Genomic DNA, 20,968 nt, shown 5'->3' with positions numbered 1-20,968 from the left:
GGATAAAATTACGAGCCTGGGACATAAATCCCAAAAATAATAGCACAAAGATGATTTTATTTTTAAATCGTCTTTGTGCTATTTTATGTTCAATACTCCGTATTGTAGTTTCGCGTTCCTAGGGTGCTGTCTCAGCCTGTAGTCTTCGACTAGCACTGCTCCCTCAGGAGTCTTCACTACAATACTTCGTTTTTATGTAATTTTACATGTAAATACTTCAAAAAAATAAGACACTTTCGTATAATTTAATAAATACCAATAAACTAAATTAACGAGGTGTCTTATGTATAAAGATTATAACATGACTCAACTTACACTACCAATGGAAACTTCAGTAAAAATTCCTCAAAATGATATTTCAAGATACGTTAATGACATTGTTGAAAGTATACCAGATAAAGAATTCGATGAATTCAAACATTACCGTGGTGCGACTTCTTACCATCCAAGAATGATGTTGAAAATTATTCTATATGCCTATACACAATCTGTATATTCTGGAAGAAAAATTGAAAGACTGCTCAATGATAGTCTTCGTATGATGTGGTTATCTCAAAACCAATCACCTTCGTATAAGACAATTAATCGTTTCAGAGTTAATCCTAAAACGGATGCTTTAATCGAATCTTTATTTATCCAATTTCATAGTCAGTGTCTAAAACAAAACCTTATTGATGATCAAGCTATTTTTATCGATGGAACCAAAGTAGAAGCTGATGCCAATCGATATACATTCGTATGGAAGAAAAGTATTTTAAACTATGAATCAGATATGAACGAAAATTCAAAAATAATCTATCAAGAATTGGTAAAAGACAAAATTATACCAGAGATTATAGAAGATAAAGATACTGATTTATCAAAAGAAGATGTTGATTTAATCGGTAGCCATTTGGATAAAGAAATCGAAGATTTAAATCAACAAATTGACAATGAAACACAACCAGAACTAAGAAAGCAAATTCGTAAAAAAAGAACAGAAATTAAAAAAGTTAAAAAGAAATTTGATGATTATTCTGAACGAAAAATGAAATATAAAGAGCAAAAAGCAATTCTTCAAGACCGCAATAGTTATTCTAAAACAGATCATGATGCTACCTTTATGAGAATGAAAGAAGATCATATGAAAAATGGACAACTTAAACCAGGATACAATTTACAAATAGCGACAAATTCACAATTTGTTTTATCATATAATGTCTACCAAAATCCAACAGATACTAGAACTTTAATACCATTTTTAACTTTGATTAACGAAACCTACGGTTATTTACCTGAGTATATCGTCGCTGATGCTGGTTATGGTAGTGAACAAAATTATATGTCTATCATAGATGATTTTAATAGAACACCTTTAATTACGTATGGAATGTTTATTAAAGATAAAACTAAAAAATTTAAAAGTGACATTTTTAATACTCAGAATTGGGATTATGATGAAATTAACGATGAATTTATTTGTCCAAATCAAAAACGATTAGGTTTTAAACGATATGCTTACCGTAACGATAAATATGGATTTAAAAGAGACTTTAAATTATATGAATGTGATGATTGTTCGGACTGTCCACTCAAACATCAATGTATGAAATCCAAGTCAAAAACAAATAAAAAAATAATGAAAAATTATAATTGGGAGTATTTTAAATCTCAAATTAATCAAAAGCTTTCTGAGCCAGAGACGAAAAAAATCTATAGTCAAAGAAAAATTGACGTAGAACCTGTTTTTGGATTCATGAAGGCTATTTTGGGGTTCACTAGAATGTCGGTTCGAGGGCTCGATAAGGTTAAACGTGAACTTGGATTTGTGCTAATGGCAGTTAACATAAGGAAAATAGCAGCTCAACGAGCTGTATATTTCAAAATTAAAAACGAAAAAGACAATTTCTATCAATTTTCAATAGAAATTGTCTTTTTTTTACTTAAACCTAGAACTTAATGTCCCAGACCCTTTCTACGAATAAATAACGAGCAATGAAGGAACTACTATGAGTATTAAAAATAATTATTATCCAATCTTAAAAATTAATTTGAATAATTATATTAAATTCGTAATGATATTGTACAGAAAACAAATAAAGATATTACTAATTTATTGAGATCGATAATTTAACTAAGTTATTAAATCACTCTATTTCAGAAATCCTCAGAAATATACTGGGAAATTCTGGTTGTTCTGAAAGTTAGGTATTACACAAAAATGGTATCATCATAACTATGTTGAAGTCGAAGCATCAATCATTGATTACGGCAAAGGAATCATTAATAAAATTAAAGATATCTATCCAAGATTAAGATTTGAAAAATTACAGCTCTATAATAAAGACTCATTGTTGAATCGTCTACATTTAGTTTGACAAATTCTATGAGAATAGTTATTGCTAATCTATGAAAATAGATGATTCTATTTAATTTCTATCTTCAGCTGGTGTTTCCATATAAATTATTGGTTTAATTCTTTGATTTTTTAAATAGAGAGACCACTCCACTAATTTATTTTTAAGTAATACTGAACCTAAGTTAGTTAATTCAAAGTTTTCATTTATTACGCTATTAGTATGAGTCGTATCACTTATAGGTGTCTTATCAATAGATGATATCGGTAAAATCCATACTATACTAAAATTTATACTCTGTTGTATATTCCTAAATATATTTTCCCAATTATCGGGAATAGCGTCTGTTAATTCTTCAAAATTATATGATTCTGGATATTTTAAAGCATTGATTGCTATTATATTTTGCTCTAAACTATAAAGAGATAAAGATGTATTAATTCCTCTTTTAATCGTGAAAAGCTCATTGTTTTGAAAATTGTATAAGTCTGCCAACTCTATTCCTTTCCCTTTTACTTTAAAATTATTATTTATTGGTTTTATGAATATTTTATGTAACATTAAATATTCTTCTGGAAATCTTTCTACCATTTTTCTTATATATCCTTCTTCTCCCTCTTCAAATACTAAATCTGTTGGAGTTAGTGTGTTAAACCTAATTTCTATCTCATTCAAATGATCATTCAAAATGTCAAAAAATTCTTTATTAAAATAACCCCACTTTCCATTTTGTAATAAATATTTTTTTCCATCTTCCATTTCAACTTCAGCATGTAGTATCATTTTTAGTGGGATCTTATTTGAATGACCCAAATTATCTATCACTTCTATACTGACATCATTTATAGAGTTAACCTCATAGTTTAATATGTAATCTCTTATTTCAGTGATATAATTAACTTCAGTATCAGTCGCATCAAACGTCTCTATTGTATATTTTTTTGAAGAGTTAATATATATGTTGACGTCGAGCATGTCATCTAATAAAAGTATCATATTACTTAGTTCTAAAAGTCTTGATATATCTATAGATATATTTTCTGTAGTTGGAATATTTGATAGTTTTTTTAGCAATAAATTATCTAACACTTCTATTTTATCAAAGTCTTTTAAAGTTACTACTCTAGGAAATTTACTAATTTTTTGGGGAAGACTAATAACAGCGTTTATTTCTTTGATTATCATACTAATTTTATCTATGAATTGCTGACTATTATTCGGTACATGCAATGAAATACTTGTACCACACATCATCGTTTTTCCAAAAATTTGAGGGTTTTGCGGATGTCCTTGGACTGATACATAAGATTCTGAAGGTCTAACGTAATCTACACTATTCCTTCTATAATTAACAATCTCTTTAAGTCTGTTTTGTTGAAAAAAATTAACATTTTTATTAACTATGTCTTCATTTTTGATTGCTCTTTCTGCAAAATCAATTCCGAAGTCATAATCAATCAAATTATTTATATCATGGTATGCTTGTCCAAAAGGTATAATATATACATTATTTTGTAATGTAGTGTTTTCTTTTAAAAATAATATTGCATCAAAATGATGACCAACTTCTGAAAATAAATTATCATCTTCCTCAGTATCTAGATATACATTCTTCACTAATAATTGCCAATCTAAAATTTTTCTCTCTTTTTTACGTATATAAATTTCACTAATTAATTCTAATTCCTTTGAATAACTAACGAGTTTTTTATTATTAAGCAGTTCATAATTGTTATCATTTAAAGATTCTAAATTCTCTAAAAAATTTGTGATTGTTTCCTGAAAATTATAATTAGATTTATAAATATTAATCTTCATACTATACCCCTTTAATTTCATTTTATATCTATTTCCATTATTATATATTATGAGTCTAAAAAATTGTCAATTTTCAAATTATGATGATTATTTCTAAGTAGTTTATTGGAAAATCTACACCTTTTTGATTGATTTTCTTTCAAACACATCTTAATAAAATCCTTTGAACTTTTTATTTAAATTCTTAGTTTCTTGAAATTACTCTTTTGAAAGTTCATTGATATATTTACTATTTTTTCAATATCTGTAATTTCATTTCTAATGTTTTATCATTACTAGATAAGGTAAATGACTGTTGATTTTGAAATAACTGTTTTTGTTATAAAGTTGCTTTTATAATTTAATAATGACAAAAAGGAGCATTCTATATTAATCATTTTAGATATAAACAGATTTAATGAAAACATAATTACAGTTGTTAGCTACTACTTAAGATATACGACCAGTTATCTTTATATATCTTATATTTTGAATGAATATGGAGTTAATACTCACCATTCAAAACCCATTTCGTGGTTTCACTTATGATATGCTTCTCCTCGCATGATTTTAAATCCTCTATATATCTGCTCTATTAACACGACGCGCATCATTTGGTGTGGGAAGGTCATTTTGCTAAATGACAGGGCATAGTTGCTGCGTGCGATGACGTCTTGATGTAAGCCGTTGGATCCACCTATGACAAAGACAAAGTCGCTTTGGCCTTGGGTCATGCGTCGTTCGAGTTCTTGTGCTAATCCTTCTGATGACAACATGTTACCGTTAATTTCTAATGTAATCACTGTGGCTTGTGGTTTAATTTTTGCTAGGAGGCGCTCTCCTTCTTTTTGTTTTACTTGTTCAATTTCTTTGTCGCTCATATTTTCTGGTGCTTTTTCATCTGGCACTTCTATGATGTCTATTTTGGTATATGGGCCTAAACGTTTTTCATATTCTGCTATTGCTTGTTTCCAATATTTCTCTTTTAGTTTTCCCACAGATAGGATAGTAATTTTCATCGCGTTTGGTCCTCCAGCGTGTTTATTATTCATAAAGTTATCCACAAGTTATACACTTGTTAACAATGTTCCCTCTTATTATAACAGGATAATTCACAGTTTTTGATCTTTTTCTTGCAGTTATACTCAAATTTTAGTGTATAACCTGTGATTTTGTGGATAAGTCTGTGTATATTGTGGGTATCACTTATTGTTTTATACACATTTGTGGGTAACTATGAACAATTTAGTGGATAACTTTGCGTCTGTCTTAACATTTATTTGACATATATCCTTGATTTTGTCATCTTTTAGACGTACTTTATCATTATTTTCTTACTTTTCCACAAGTTCATCCACAACTTTTTACACACCTATATCCACAAAAAAACGACCCACTTAGTAGGTCGCTTGTCTGACTTTATTCATTCTTTAATTTTAGAGCTATCATTAACACCTATTTTTAAGTATTACATATTTTTGAAGGGGTTTATCCCATCACAATAAAAATTTTCACTATAATGTACAAACTGGGCGTCGTAACTCCATAACAACTACTTATCCACCTTATTACAACGTATAAATAGGTGTAGCAACTGCTTTATCGGTATCGCATAATAGCACTTCTTTTTCAGTATCAATATCATGTTCATTCAATACCTGTCCCACACTCATACGTGCTAAATCTTTCATATTATTATCTTGGGATAAATGTGATAAATAAATACGTTTCGTATTTCCTGTGATAACATCTGTCATGGCACGTCCTGCATCTTCGTTAGATACATGTCCCATATCTCCTAAGATACGCTGTTTCGTACTCCATGGATAACGACACATACGCAACATATCTACGTCATGATTACTTTCAAAAATAAAAGCATCACTGCCACGAATCATACCTTTCATGCGATCTGATACATAACCAGTATCTGTTAATATGGTGAATTTTTTATAATTATTATGGAAAATATAAAACTGTGGATCAATCGCATCATGTGACACATTGAATGATTCAATATCAAATCCAGCAATTTCTTTTGTTTCATATGGATTAAAGATAAATTTTTGGTCCATTGGAATACGACTATCTTTTTTTTCTATAGCTTGCCATGTTTTTTCATTAGCATAAATCGGCAATTTATATTTACGTGCTAAGACGCCTAGACCTTTAATATGATCGATATGTTCATGTGTCACTAAAATACCATTTAAATCTTGAATGTTACGATCAATTTGGCTAAATAAGTCTTCCATTTTCTTACCTGTTAAACCAACATCGACTAATAAACTACCTTTATCATTTTCTACAAAAGTAGCATTTCCTGTACTTCCACTTGCTAAGACACTCATTCGTATCAAGCGACTCATCCTTTCCTATGTCGACAACTCACCTGTCACAGTGACCGCAGTATCACTTCACTTAACTTTATGATTTTCTCTACAGAAACTATCATTCATTTAAGTTTAGTCTACTTATTGCTTGTCTTACGTTTCTAACTGTAACTGTCCATCGACTTGTCTCAAATTATTATTTTTTAATAACCGCGCACAATGAATTTCTTAATTATTATAACAATGTTTCACAGAATACAAAAGCTTTTGACATAACTGTATAAGTATCTATGATAGATATAACGTTAACCAAAAACGACAACATTAAGCTTTCAATCAATGCCTTTATGTATGATTTCTCACTTGACGCCGCAATCAAAAAAGCTAGTGCTGCATCATTAACAGCACTAGCCTCTCAACAACTTAGTGATCTATAATTTTAGGATTGTTGCTTGTTGCTTCCACATAGTAAGTATAGACTTTGTCTTTTCCTGGATGTTTAACCTTCACTTCCCAGTTCGGTTGTAACAATTGGACATTCGTTTCTTTAACGACTGAATAATAGCCGAGTCTAGCATTAATAACTTGATCGTCTTTCTTCAGATAACGATTGAAGTACAAGGCTTCTATCGCTTTTCTAGGCGTGATGACTTGGCGTTTTTTGTCTGTACCTTCTGTCGGCTTAATATCTTCCATCATCGTCTGTTTATAACTCGTCGCTTTATCATTATTCACATTAAAAGTCACTGTAGCCTTACTATTATTTAAAATAGGAATATCTTGATATGTTTGTTCATACTTCACATTATTCGACGTAATATCACTAAGTTGATATGTCTTACCATGATAGACATGATTGTTTAAATAATCCTTTAAATCTTTGAAATTATTGTCGTTAACTGTGATACTTGGGTCAACGTCTGCTTCTAATTGCTTACCAGAGTTTGATGTTGTTAACTCATCGTCTCCCTTGACTTGTGCTGAAAAGTCTTTAGAACGGCCAGTAATTTGTGATAAACGTAAATCTTTAACAGATTTGCTTAACACGCTATCTGGTACTTTAATTTCCTCTTGTTGAAAGTTAACTTCATTACTACTTTCCGCTTCATTGATATGTGAACGATTCACTTTATTAATATAAATGATAACTAGCATGATGTTAACTAGAACAAAGACGAAAATGAAGAGTGTCTTCGTAAGTTTCCAGTTCATTTATTCTAGCCCCCCATCACTATAGATATACCACTTACCATCATATTCAACATACCAACGTGGTATAAGTTCGCTATTAATCTGTACTTCCATATGATTATGATCTGGATTATCTTGCATTTCATAACCGACAACAATGTTAGTTATTTTTTCAAAATCAATATCACTATTATTTGCTAACTTGGAACGCACAGATTCTAATTTTGGCAATGCTTTTTCATCTTCACTATTTAAGACAACATCTGTACGTAATAGTGAACGACGATAATCAAAGACACCTGTTTCTCCCCAAGTGACTTGAATTTCATTTGAATTTTCATTGTTAAATGTTGGATAACCATTTAAGAAACGTTGATATGTCAATTCTCCAGAGTTATTATCCGTACTAAACAGACGATAGTCTTCATTTAAGAAACCACCGTGACTATTGATGAAATCAAAGGTACCTGGTATCGTTTCTTCCATATTACTCGAACTTTTTTCATCTTCTGATAAGTTTTTATAATGATATTTTTCATCTTTATCATTATAGTTCGCAACACCTGTGTTGTTATTGTACGTTGTGACACCACTTTTCGAGCTACGGACAATCGTTGAATCGTCAAACAGTATAGCATTCATCTTTTCAACACTCATCGTATTAAAGACCATACGATATGTTTTTAACTTTTCAGGTTTGCTAGGCGCAAAAAGATGCGTCGCTCGATCAATGCTATCTTTATTCGTAATGATATCTGTATATGGCTTCATTTCTGATTTAATCGTTGCTAAAGCGTCTTTAAAGTTAGCAAACTTAGCTGTCGTTGTGACTTTAACATAGTCGTGACGGTCTTTACTAATAGCGTATAGTACAATACGGTCGTCAGCATTATGATCAATCACTAAACGATTAAAATTGAAATGATTAGGTACTTTAGCATTACTATTTAACACTTGGTCGAGATACGTCGATAATGGTAAGTCATACGTGAAATCTAGGATTGTAATATCTTGACCTAATTCTGGAATCATTAAATTATGGTCACGATGCACATGTTCAACAGACTTAGCACTTTTATTCTTCAATGGTTTAATTAATTTCGTGACATTAGATACCGTTGCGACTGTTCCTTTAGGATGATCGTCCTTAGAATTAATAATTTGAAAAGGTGCAATCGTCGTATCCATATTAGCAGTCATCGGTTTCGTCAATGGTTTAGTATCATTCTTCTTACTATCTGTATTATCGACGTCTGTAATATCCGGTGAAAAGTCCCATACCATATACGTTAATACAACACTCATCAATACAAGTAAGGCTAGGATGACAGACTTAATATGTTCCTTATTATTCATCCCAATCACCGTCTTCGATTACTTCACATGGAAGTGTAATAAAGATAGATGTACCTTGCCCCTCTACACTGTTAGCCCAGATACGACCGTTGTGTGCTTCGACGATTTCTTTAGAAATTGCCAAACCTAAACCAGTACCACCCATTTTACGTGTACGGGCTTTATCAACACGATAAAAGCGATCAAATATTTTATCTACTTTGTTAATTGGAATACCTATACCGTTATCTTTAATACGGATCGTCATTCTGTTATACAGTGGATTTTGTTTCACGTGGAACTCGACACGTTTATCACCACGAGAATATTTCATCGCATTGGTAATGACGTTATCAAATACTTGTGTCATTTTATCTGGATCGATTTCGGTAAAGATTGTTTGATTAGGAATTTCTCTGACAAATTCGGTATCTTTATCTGACATTTCGTGTCGATTAATAATTTTATTAATAAACATATTGAAGTCGATAATTTCTTTGTTAATTTGATCTGACTCGTTATCCATTTTAGATAGTTGTAGGAGGTCATTGACAAGACGAATCATACGTTCCGTTTCTTCACGTGTTACCGATAGGAATTGTGGTGCTAATTCATCGTCTTTCCATGCACCTTCTTCAAGGACTTCAATGTAACTGTTCATAGATGTTAATGGTGTACGCAACTCGTGTGAAACGTTGGCAACGAATTCGCGACGTTCTCGTTCAACTTGTTGTTGTTCCGTAACATCATGTAACACAGCAATATAACCTGTGACAAAGCCAGTTTCTTGCACAATGGTACTAAAGTTAACACGCGCAATAAGCCCTTCTTCTTCATTTAAATCTAATAAGAAACTATCATTGTTTTCTTGAATTTCTTCTAATTTAAACTCATCTTCTAGACTTAAGACACTTAACATGTAATAACCGATAATATCTTCTTTAGCCATACCAAGCATTTTTAGAGCCATATCATTAACAATACGAATGCGCCCACGACGGTCTGTCGCTATGATACCGTCACTCATATGTGTGATAACTGAGTCGAGTCGACGTTTCTCACTTTCTGTATTCGCTTGTGCTTCTTGCACACGTTTAGACAAATTGTTGAAGGCTAATGCCAGTTCACCAATTTCGTCATTACCATAAATCTTCACACGTTGCGTATAGTTCCCTCGAGACATTTCGACGGTTTGGTTACGCATATCAGTGATGGGTTTGGTAATCGTTCGGGCAATAAAGAAACCAAGGATTACAGTGATAAGTAGCGAGATGGCGGTACCTACAATAAATATTTGGTTAATGTTGTTTAATTGATTATAAACGTCATTAATTTTCGATTCGATATAGATGTTACCAATGACTTTTTTATCTACTTTGACTGGGATATTATAAACCCACACGCGATCTTTACCGTTGCCATAATCTTTTAAGATTAAATGGTCGTTCGATTGCCCTAGTGATAAGGCTTTTTGAACGGAGCTATCATTGGCTTTTTGATTAATTAGACTACGGTTAGACTGCTTTGTCGTTGCCATAATAATTTGATCTTTATCTATAAAGCGAATTTCTCCAATTTCTTGACGGTTCGCATATTCACTTAATAAATTTTGTATATCTTTCTGTGCGTTGACAGAACCTTTTTCGTCATATACTTTTTCTATACTAATATCTAATTGTTTCGCATATTGTGTAATGTTCTTTTTAAAGTTATCTAGCAGTTCTTTTTCAAGATTATTAGTAAAATATAAACCAATAATCTGCATACCAATAATAATTAACAAGACATAAACAATTACTAGTTTAGTATGAAGGGATTGTAGTTGTTTGAGCCACTTCATTCGCCTAAACCTCTATTCGTGCTGTTGGAGAAAGTATCCAACGCCTCTACGCGTAACAATATATTCAGGATGTGATGGATCGTCTTCAATCTTTTCACGTAAACGACGAATGGTTACATCCACTGTACGTACGTCACCAAAATAATCATAACCCCATACTGTTTGTAGTAAATGTTCACGTGTCATTACTTGTCCCATATGTTTTGATAAATAATGGAATAACTCAAACTCACGGTGTGTTAATTCGATATCTTCGCCACGCTTTTTAATAGAATAAGCATCTGGATAAATAACGATATCTTTAATTGTAATTTCGTTTGTCGCACTTGTTGTTTCTTGTGCTGGTTGTGAATAATGACGACGTAAGTTCGCTTTAACACGTGCAATTAATTCGCGCGTACTAAATGGTTTCGTTACATAGTCATCTGCACCTAATTCTAGACCTAACACTTTATCAATTTCTGAGTCTTTGGCAGTTAACATAATAATAGGCATTTCGTATTTTTTACGTACTTCACGACATACTTCCATGCCATCACGACCAGGTAACATAATGTCGAGTAACACGATATCTGGTTCTTCTTCATAAATTAAGTCTACGGCATCGTTACCATCATATGCACAGTAAACATCATATCCTTCTTTTTTTAAATTAAATTCTAAAATATCAGCAATCGGTTTTTCATCATCAACTACAACTACTTTTCTAGCCATTTGCATAAACCTCTTTTCTTGTATCATCATTCTAATTTTATCATTTTTCACTCTAGTCGTTTTTATCTAAGAGACTTTGTGTTGGGTCGTCACTTACTATTTATATGTTATTGTGACATTTTTATATCATATAACGCATAGTAACCTACTATATAATTTACCATTTATAGCCTATTAATTCTATTTTTCAATATAAACTTATTAATTAATATTTTTTCTGAGTTATATCGCTATCTTTTTTTAGTCATAAAATATTGACTTCCAGTTTTTAGGTGAGCATTGGTTGATTATGGGTTTATCTATGGTTGTCGGTGGTGTTAGGGGATTAGTTGGTATGTGTTTAGTAAATAGTGATGTGTGAGAATCAGCATTGGTTGCGCGTTGGTCTGTGTTTAGTAATTGATGGTTGTGCTTTGCAAGTAAGGTGGTGGGCGTTGGTATGTGTTACAAGTTAGTGAGTGAGCATTGATGTGTGTCGGTATTTAAATTTATGTTACTGGACGTCGATGTAGATTATTGATGTATATCGAGTACTTATGGTTAAGTTGTGATACCCATCACACGTTAGTTAAGCATCATATTAGTTATATAAGACGTTTCTCTTACATGTTTGACTGTAATTGGCATTCACTCTATCAGTCCTGAAAAATGGAAAACCTATAACAGTTACATGATCATAAAACAACTATGCCCTATACAGTAGCATATAATGTTAAAAAGATATAAAAAAATGCCTACCCTGTTGGGTAGGCATATACGGTCTCGACGGGAATCGAACCCGCGATCTCCTGCGTGACAGGCAGGCGTGTTAACCGCTACACTACGAGACCTAAAATGGTGACTCCTACGGGACTCGAACCCGTGTTACCGCCGTGAAAGGGCGGTGTCTTAACCGCTTGACCAAGGAGCCGTTCTTAAGCACAAGATAGATTATAGCACAGCCAAACTTCGCATGACAAGATATTTTTTACATAATTTTATTGTTATTTTTTAATTACTGTTATAAGTGAAAAATTGCAATTGATTGGTATTCAATTTATTATCGTTGCATCTTGTTTAAAGTATTTGTTGTTTGAACAATATCTCGACTTATACTTTGTTACATCTCAAAATCCTCGACTTCTGTTATTAATTAACAAGATCTTTATTTCGAGATTAAGACAAAGTACATAGTACACTTCATTGAAAACATTGAGCAGTAATGGTCTAGATGATACAGCATTTATAAGATAACAACTTGCCACTATAGTTCTTCTTACCGAAATCAGATGACTACATCATTTTCTAAAAGTTCTATCTCAACATCTATAAGTTCTGTCTCACTATTTATAAGTTCTATACCGCTCCCTAAAGGCAAAATAAAAAAATCCTCCGTAGAGGATTTTTCTTACCATAATTCTGTTAGTAAGTTTGTTTGTTCTCTGTCTGGGCCGACTGAGAAGATTGAAATTTGTACATTACATAATTCTGAAATACGTTCTAAGTATCTACGTGCATTGTCTGGTAATTCTTCTAATGTACGTACTTGTGTGACATCTTCTGTCCAACCTGGTAATTCTTCAAAGATTGGCTTACAACGTTTTAATTGATCTAAGTTAGCTGGATATTCTGTAATTTCTTGTCCATCTAACTCGTAAGCTGTACAAATTTTAACAGTATCTAATCCTGTTAACACGTCGATTGAGTTAATAGATAAATCTGTAATACCACTTACACGACGCGCATGTCGTAAGACCACTGAATCGAACCAACCTACACGACGAGGACGTCCTGTTGTTGTTCCATATTCACGCCCAACTTCTCTAATGTGATGTCCATCTTCATCAAATAATTCTGTTGGGAATGGGCCATCTCCAACACGTGAAGTATAAGCTTTACATACACCAATCACTCTTGATACAAATGTTGGACCTACACCGCCACCAACAGTAACGTTACCAGCAATTGGATTACTTGATGTAACGAAAGGATATGTACCATGATCGATGTCTAACATGACACCTTGGGCACCTTCGAATAATACTTTTTCATCTGCCATAAATGCATCGTCTAATATTTTTGGTGTATCTACAACAAACTCTTTTAAACGTTGACCCGCTGCATAATATTCTTCAAAAATATCATCAAATGATGGGCATGTTTCATTGAACATACCTTTAAAGTAAGCTTCTTTATATTCAATATTTGCTTTTAAAAGTCTTTCAAATGTGTCTTTTTCAAGTAAATCAGCCATACGAATACCTATACGTTGTGCTTTATCTACGTATGCTGGGCCGATACCTTTTTTCGTTGTACCAATTTTATTGTCGCCACGTAAACGCTCTTCATATTCATCTTGAGCTAAATGATATGGTAAGATTACTTGTGCACGATTTGAAATACGTAAATTACTTGTTGAAATGCCACGTTCATTTAAACCGTCTAATTCTTTTAATAGTGCAACTGGATCAACAACGACACCATTACCGATGACTGCTAATTTATCTTTATAAAAGATACCAGATGGTACTAAATGTAATTTATAAGTTTCTCCACCAAATTGAATGGTATGTCCTGCATTATTACCACCTGAAAAGCGTGCAATAACATCTGCTTGCTCTGCTAAGAAATCTGTAATTTTGCCTTTTCCTTCGTCTCCCCATTGTGTCCCAACTACTACGATTGATGACATGTGAGCACCTCCAAGTTTTTCTCGATTAACCATTTGATATTCTACCAATATAAAACCTATAATGCAAATAAAAATCGAACATTAAATTTTGGACATCCAACCAAAATTAATTATATCATTTTTTACTATTAAAGTTATAAAAACGTTGTCATAACAATCATTACAGATATTTTACACTTTAAGTAATACACAAACTTAACAAAAGATTCTTTATTTACAACAAAACAAAAACCGTACAATTAAACATAAAATAAGTTAATTGTACGGATAAAAATATTTTTACATCATATCTGCATGCGCATAATCGATATCTGTAAATTTATTATATTGTTTCATAAAATGTAGTTTCACGGTACCTGTTGGGCCGTTACGTTGTTTAGCAATAATAATTTCAATTTCACCATTTTCATCATTCGTTTGTGGTTCGAAATTACTATCATCATCGTCATCTTCTTCCCCGCCACGATTATAGTAATCATCACGATATAAAAAGGCTACGATATCGGCATCTTGCTCGATAGACCCTGACTCACGAATATCACTCATCATTGGTCGTTTATCTTGACGTTGTTCTACACCACGTGATAACTGACTAAGTGCAATAACGGGGCATTCTAGCTCACGTGCTAATGCTTTCAGTGTACGTGAAATTTCAGAAACTTCTTGTTGTCTGTTATCAGAGAAACGAGAACCACTACCTTGAATCAATTGTAAGTAGTCAATCACAATCATATCTAAACCATGCTCTTGTTTTAGTCGACGACATTTAGAGCGTAAATCATTAATACGGATACCTGGTGTATCATCAATAAATATCTTCGTACGTGATAATTTACCCACCGCAATCGTGAAACGACTCCAGTCTTCTTCAGTCATTGTTCCTGTTCTCAAGCGATTAGAATCAACATTACCTGAACTACATATCATACGTGTTGCTAATTGGTCGGCACCCATCTCTAATGAGAAAATACCAACCGTATACATACTTTCATGTGTAGCAACTTTTTGTGCAATATTAAGCGCGAACGCAGTCTTACCTACAGATGGTCGTGCTGCTAAAATAATTAAATCATTTCGTCCAAAGCCAGCTGTCATTTGGTCTAAATCGCGGTATCCAGTTGGAATACCTGGTGTTTGACCACTATTTTGATCAAGTTCTTCTGCAGTTTCATACACTTGACCTAAGACATCACGAATATCTTTAAAGCCATCACTTTCTCGTGATGATGATAATTCAAGTATACGGCGTTCAGCATCACTTAATATTTCATCTAATTCTAGTTCTTCATTATATCCATCATTCGCAATACTATCAGCCGTTTGAATCAATTTACGTTTCAACGCATGTTTGGCTACAATATCTGTATAATATTGTACATTTCGCGTTGTCGGTACATTCGTTGATAGCTCTGCTAAATATTGAGGGCCACCCGCTTCATTCAACGTACCATCACTAGATAATTGATCCATCAATGTTACAACATCGATGTCTTTATTATCTTCATTTAAGTGCATCATCGCACGAAAAATATGTTGATGGGCTCCTCTATAAAACGACTCAGGAAGTAAGACTTCCTGAGTAGTATTAATTAATTCTGGATCTATAATGATGGAACCTAAGACAGATTGTTCAGCTTCATTGCTATGTGGCATTTGATTTTGCTCATACATTCTATCCATGATTGATTACACCTCTTATTTCAATCCATCTTTATTGTTCAACTGTATGGACACGAATTGTACCTTCTACTTCTTTATCTAATTTAACTGGTACATTGGTATATCCTAATGAATGGATACCATTTGGTAAATCCATTTTACGTTTATCAACTTTAATGTCATGTTGTTCTTTTAAAGCTTCAGCAATTTGTTTCGTACTTACTGAACCAAACAATTTGCCACCTTCACCTGTTTTAGCAGAAATTTCAACTTCGATGTTTGCTAATGTTTCTTTTAACTTTTTAGCATCTTCGATTTCTTGTTGTCTTTCTTCTTTAGCACGTTTTTTTTGTAATTCTAATTGTTTAAGATTACCAGGTGTTGCTTCTACAGCAAAATTCTTTTTCAATAAGAAGTTGTTAGCGTAACCTACTGGTACATCTTTGACTTCACCTTTTTTACCTTTACCTTTAACATCTTGTGTAAAAATTACTTTCATGCGTCTTCACTCCTACTTAATTGTTCTGTAATTGCTTGTTGTAACTGTGCGATTGCTTGTTCTACTGTTACGCCTTTAAGCTGTGTAGCTGCATTAGTTAAATGTCCGCCTCCACCAAGCGCTTCCATTGTTAATTGTACATTAACTGAGCCAAGTGAACGGGCAGAAATACCAACTAAATTATCTTCACGTTTAGCAACAACGTATGATGCTTCAATACCTTCTAAACTTAACAATTCGTCAGCTGCTTGTGCAACTGTGACAGGATGATAAATTTTATCGTCTGAACCATGTGCTATGGCTATACCGTTATCTTCAACTTGCACCGTACGAATTAATTCTGAACGATTGATATACGTATCTACATCATCTTTTAAGAAATGTTGCGTTAAGATGGTATCCGCACCATGTGCACGTAAATAACTTGCAGCATCAAATGTTCTTGAACCTGTACGTAATGTAAAGTTTCTAGTATCAACGATAATTCCTGCATACATGACAGTTGACTCAAGTCTTGTTAGACGTTGTTCTGTCGGTTGATACTCTAATAACTCTGTAACAAGTTCTGCTGTAGAACTTGCGTATGGTTCCATATAAACAAGTAATGGATTAGAGATAAAGCTTTCGCCACGTCTATGATGATCAATCACTACTTTACGATTCGCTTTATTTAAGACATTTTCATCTAAGACAAGTTCTGGTTTATGTGTATCTACAACGACTACGGTTGTCTTAGAAGTCATCATATCCCATGCATCATCAGATGTTACAAAACGTTCTCTTAATTCTGGTTTCTTATCAATTTCATTCATTACTCGACGAAGTGTTGGATCAATATCTGACTCGTTTAATACAATATAGGCTTCTAAATTGTTCATCATCGCAAATCGAGATACCCCAATTGCTGCACCTATCGCATCTAAGTCTGGACGTTTATGTCCCATGATAATGACTTTGTCACCTTCAGCTAAAATATCTTTTAAGGCGTGAGAAATTACTCGCGCTCTTACACGTGTACGTTTTTCCATTGGGTCAGTCTTACCACCATAGAAACGCACGTTACCGTTAATATTCTTGATAGAGACTTGGTCACCACCACGACCTAGCGCTAAGTCTAATCCTGATTGTGATAACTCACCTAAGTCAATTAAGTTCTCCGTACCTTCACCGACACCAATACTTAGTGTTAATTGTGCACGGTAACCAACACTTTTTTCACGTAACTGACTTAAAATATCAAAGTTGGATTTCTCTAAATCTGCTAATATTTTTTGATTCAAATACGCAACGAATTGATCTGAACTATATCTTTTGAAGAAGATATTATACTCTGACGCCCAGCGACTGATGACACGTGTCACCATAGAGTTAATTTCAGAACGTTGTGTATCGTTCATATTTTGTGTGATTTCATCATAATTATCTAAAAATAACGTTGCGATAATTGGTTTTGAATTTTCATATAATGTATGTGTATGTGCTTGTTCTGTCACGTCAAAGAAATATAAACAATGATCATTTTCAGAATAACGTACATTAAAATGATATTGATTGTACTCTATTTGCAGTTCTTTCACTTTTTCTAATTGTTTTAAAATATTTGGAAATACTTCATTTACAGATTCTGATATCACATTGGTATCTAAATGTTCAGACATAAACTGATTAACCCATTCTATGTGATCGTTCTTATCTAGAATGACCATACCAATTGGTAAATGCTTTATCGCTTTATTGTTATTAGCTGATATTACCGCACTTAAATGATCCACATAATTATCCATTTTCAGTAGCGCTTTTCTAAATAATATAACGCTCACGATAATCATCACGACAAGAATTGCCGAAGCAATCAAAGCTACAATGCTATTAAAGATAAACCATACGCCCATTAAGACGATGGCTGTGATGATCATGATGACAAATGGTATAAGTAAAGCTTTCTTAGTGGATTGCCGATTCATTATTCCACCTCTATTCACTTTTTAAAATTATTCTTCATCATACGTTTTAAATTTAAACTTAAATCAATGATACCAAGTAAGCCTACGATATGTGTCGCAGGTGTAAGTATTGTTCCGATAACCATTAATAGAATGGTTACTACATTTGGTATGCGTTTCGCTTTACCAAAGAAGTGAATGACACTTAAACCTTGGATATACATCACTAATGATAACACAAGTTCAAAATTCAAAATAATGCTCTGGAAAATACTTGGTTCATTCGTAAACATTAAACAAATTAAGACAATAATATATACCCACAATAAGACTGGGCTAATTTGCCAAGCAAATAGTGGTTTGAATATTGGTGTCGCTACTTTAAATTTTCGTAAAATCGGAAATGTAATCATTAAATTAATTAAGACAATAAGAAATGTAATCATAATGAGGTAACCAGGAAGTTGTGCAGTTGTCTGTCTAAATCCTTCTTCCATGATTTGTCTCATATTTGCATCTGCACCAGTCATTATTGCCGCTTCATGTAAAGCATCTTTGAATGGTTTGACTAACACAGCTGATGTTGGAATTTTATTGAAAGTTTGTAACAACATAAATCCAATCAATGAGATAACACTCATTGAAGCTGTCGTTACATAAAGAATACGTTCTTTAGATGTTCGTTCTTTTAATAATTGGCCAATGATTAAACTTGCAATTAAAACTAACACAATACTACTTAGGACAAATGTATTACCAAGTACTGTCGTTAATATCACAGTAAGTAATGCAGTTATACCAAACGATTGCGTAGATTTGTTCCATAACACTATACCCGGAATTGTTGCAAACAAGCATAGTACTAGCCCTAAACCAGGTATTAGATATAAAGCTACAGCAACAATTAGTAATGAAATAATTGATATTATTGTAGCTTTAGGTTGTATTTTTGAAAACACATACGCCACTCCCATATTTTTAACTATAGCTATCATTTTAACCTCTTTGCTACAATTTCACAATTAAAGGAATTTGGTTTGTATAACATTTAATACAATATAATTTTGACACTACCTATTATAGTCATTAGGCAGTGCTTGATTGTGTGATACCATACGCTATTCCACCCATTAATATTGCTATATATCACTTATTTACTTTTACAGCAGTAGCTACGGAAGCGGAACAGAAACAAATTTTATTTTGTAATTGCACTATGGCTACACTGACTAAATTTTTAAAACATTGATTTTTCAGCATTTTAAAAACTAGACAGTTACTGTCAAACGCTTCATTTTAAGTGTAAAATACTTTTTGTCCCAGGCTCATAAAGTTATTTACGTTTAAAATGCTTTAAATTTAGAAAATGATACAAGTTAGGTGCCCATCTATTAAAGTTAAGTAGGAAGCCATCATGACCAACATTATCTGGTACAAAGAAATGGCGATGATATTTAAAGCGTTCGCCTAATGCTTTTACTTGATCATCTGGATATAACAAATCATCGATGATCGTTAATACTTTGGTATCTAATTGGCCAAAGACTTGATTTACATCTTGTCGACCTCGCTCAATATTATGACTATCTAAGACATCGAGTAGTGTGACGTAGCAATTCAAATCAAATTGTTGTTTGAATTTATTACCTTGGTATTGTTGATACTCGACTACTTCATCTGGTGTAAAGCGTTGATCATAACTTTTAGAGGAGCGATAGGTTAAGAAACCAAGTTGTCGCGCTATACTCAATCCTTCTTTACCACCAATATGTATGGCTTGTCGCGCTATTTCATTAAACGCTCTACTATACGACGATGTTTTATCTGTTGCCGCTAAAATAATCGCTTTATCCACAGTAAAGCGTTGATTATAAAGCATTTCCATCGCTTGCATGCCACCTAAACTGCCACCAATTAAAATATTAATATGGTCATACCCAAGTGCTTCTATTCCTAATTCATTAGCTCTAACAATATCTCTTAATGTAAGATGACGTGGAAAATCAGGATCATTTAATGGTGAGCTTGAACCAAACGGACTACCTATAACATTAAATGTTAGGAATTGATAATCGTTAATCGGCATATAACCACCATCAATAATTTCTCTCCACCAACCATGGTTATCATCAGTTCCATAAGTTAAATGATTTCCAGTTAATGCATGACAAACTACAACTAATGGTTGTCCTTGATACCCAACATGTTCATAGCGTAATTGTAAATTATTTATTACTTCTCCAGACTCAGTTGTAAATTCACCTAAATTCAAAGTATCTACTGTGTAATTTGTCATCGTACTTTCCTCCTTATTAAAAAAACTTCCTACTCAATGAACAGTAAGAAGTTTGTATACTTATCATTCGAGTGATTCGTTGGTATTAGCACCGTGCTAAAAAGTCGGTTGCTGAAGTATCATCGGGCCAAGTCCCTCAACTTCTCCTAATAAGATATATGAAATTGTTAAACGTTAGTTGTTAGTGCAAATCAGTCTTGCTGGGGTAGGTCTATGAAATATTTTTTATTATTTGTAACCCACTCTCATTTTCGAAAGTGACTAACACACTGTTGTGATAATTATTCCATGCTGTTTCGATAACTATTCAGAATTTTCTAATTACTAGTATTTTAACTAAGTTAGCCATGTCGT

14 protein-coding genes, 2 tRNA genes and 1 riboswitch are annotated in these 20,968 nt (G+C 32.8%); of the genes, 1 reads left to right on the top strand and 15 read right to left on the bottom strand.

What is annotated here, in order from left to right:
• Positions 1–283: 283 nt before the first annotated feature.
• Positions 284–1,939 carry an IS1182 family transposase gene (locus J3R86_RS00140; RefSeq protein ID WP_207517263.1) on the top strand — a complete coding sequence of 552 codons (1,656 nt, stop codon included), beginning with the start codon at positions 284–286 and terminating at the stop codon, positions 1,937–1,939.
• 469 nt (positions 1,940–2,408) lie between these two features.
• Here J3R86_RS00140 and J3R86_RS00135 read toward each other — a convergent pair whose 3' ends face one another.
• From J3R86_RS00135 to metX, 15 genes are all read right to left on the bottom strand, one after another.
• Positions 2,409–4,154 carry a DUF6119 family protein gene (locus tag J3R86_RS00135; protein ID WP_207517538.1) on the bottom strand — a complete coding sequence of 582 codons (1,746 nt, stop codon included), beginning with the start codon at positions 4,152–4,154 and terminating at the stop codon, positions 2,409–2,411.
• A 518-nt stretch (positions 4,155–4,672) separates the two neighbouring features.
• Positions 4,673–5,152: a 23S rRNA (pseudouridine(1915)-N(3))-methyltransferase RlmH gene (gene rlmH / locus J3R86_RS00125; RefSeq protein WP_207518477.1), complete on the bottom strand. Its 480-nt coding sequence runs from the start codon at positions 5,150–5,152 to the stop codon at positions 4,673–4,675.
• A gap of 549 nt (positions 5,153–5,701) precedes the next feature.
• A complete protein-coding gene (locus J3R86_RS00120) occupies positions 5,702–6,502 on the bottom strand; it encodes an MBL fold metallo-hydrolase (RefSeq protein ID WP_207517537.1) in 801 nt (266 codons plus the stop codon).
• Between the two features lie 387 nt (positions 6,503–6,889).
• Positions 6,890–7,678: a two-component system regulatory protein YycI gene (locus J3R86_RS00115; protein ID WP_207517536.1), complete on the bottom strand. Its 789-nt coding sequence runs from the start codon at positions 7,676–7,678 to the stop codon at positions 6,890–6,892.
• Positions 7,679–9,013 (bottom strand): two-component system activity regulator YycH, encoded by a 1,335-nt coding sequence (gene yycH / locus J3R86_RS00110; protein ID WP_207517535.1) that lies wholly within the window; start codon positions 9,011–9,013, stop codon positions 7,679–7,681.
• The gene (walK, locus tag J3R86_RS00105) at positions 9,006–10,832 is read right to left on the bottom strand and encodes a cell wall metabolism sensor histidine kinase WalK (protein WP_207517534.1); all 1,827 of its coding nucleotides are present in this window, start codon (positions 10,830–10,832) and stop codon (positions 9,006–9,008) included. Before walK ends, yycH begins: the two co-directional genes overlap by 8 nt.
• Positions 10,833–10,844: 12 nt before the next feature.
• Complete coding sequence (yycF, locus tag J3R86_RS00100; protein WP_207517533.1) at positions 10,845–11,546, bottom strand: response regulator YycF; 702 nt, start codon at positions 11,544–11,546, stop codon at positions 10,845–10,847.
• 757 nt (positions 11,547–12,303) lie between these two features.
• Positions 12,304–12,376: transfer RNA gene (locus J3R86_RS00095), tRNA-Asp, on the bottom strand.
• 5 nt (positions 12,377–12,381) lie between these two features.
• Positions 12,382–12,456 (bottom strand) — tRNA-Glu (locus J3R86_RS00090).
• Between the two features lie 477 nt (positions 12,457–12,933).
• Positions 12,934–14,217, bottom strand: a complete 1,284-nt coding sequence (locus J3R86_RS00085; RefSeq protein WP_207517532.1) for an adenylosuccinate synthase — start codon at positions 14,215–14,217, stop codon at positions 12,934–12,936.
• A gap of 279 nt (positions 14,218–14,496) precedes the next feature.
• Positions 14,497–15,897: a replicative DNA helicase gene (gene dnaB / locus J3R86_RS00080; protein ID WP_207517531.1), complete on the bottom strand. Its 1,401-nt coding sequence runs from the start codon at positions 15,895–15,897 to the stop codon at positions 14,497–14,499.
• A 31-nt stretch (positions 15,898–15,928) separates the two neighbouring features.
• Positions 15,929–16,375, bottom strand: a complete 447-nt coding sequence (gene rplI / locus J3R86_RS00075) for a 50S ribosomal protein L9 (RefSeq protein WP_002461662.1) — start codon at positions 16,373–16,375, stop codon at positions 15,929–15,931.
• The gene (locus J3R86_RS00070) at positions 16,372–18,339 is read right to left on the bottom strand and encodes a DHH family phosphoesterase (protein ID WP_207517530.1); all 1,968 of its coding nucleotides are present in this window, start codon (positions 18,337–18,339) and stop codon (positions 16,372–16,374) included. The genes rplI and J3R86_RS00070 overlap by 4 nt, the downstream gene beginning before the upstream one ends.
• Positions 18,340–18,353: 14 nt before the next feature.
• Positions 18,354–19,292, bottom strand: a complete 939-nt coding sequence (locus J3R86_RS00065; RefSeq protein WP_207518476.1) for a YybS family protein — start codon at positions 19,290–19,292, stop codon at positions 18,354–18,356.
• A gap of 359 nt (positions 19,293–19,651) precedes the next feature.
• On the bottom strand, positions 19,652–20,614 hold the full coding sequence (gene metX, locus J3R86_RS00060) for a homoserine O-acetyltransferase MetX (protein WP_207517529.1): 963 nt from the start codon (positions 20,612–20,614) through the stop codon (positions 19,652–19,654).
• Between the two features lie 57 nt (positions 20,615–20,671).
• Positions 20,672–20,770: riboswitch (SAM riboswitch) on the bottom strand.
• Positions 20,771–20,968: the final 198 nt, after the last annotated feature.

It is taken from the genome of Staphylococcus simiae, assembly GCF_017357005.1.
In the GTDB taxonomy this organism is placed as follows: Bacteria; Bacillota; Bacilli; order Staphylococcales; family Staphylococcaceae; genus Staphylococcus; species Staphylococcus simiae_A.
This window is presented reverse-complemented; position numbering and strand designations above follow the sequence as displayed.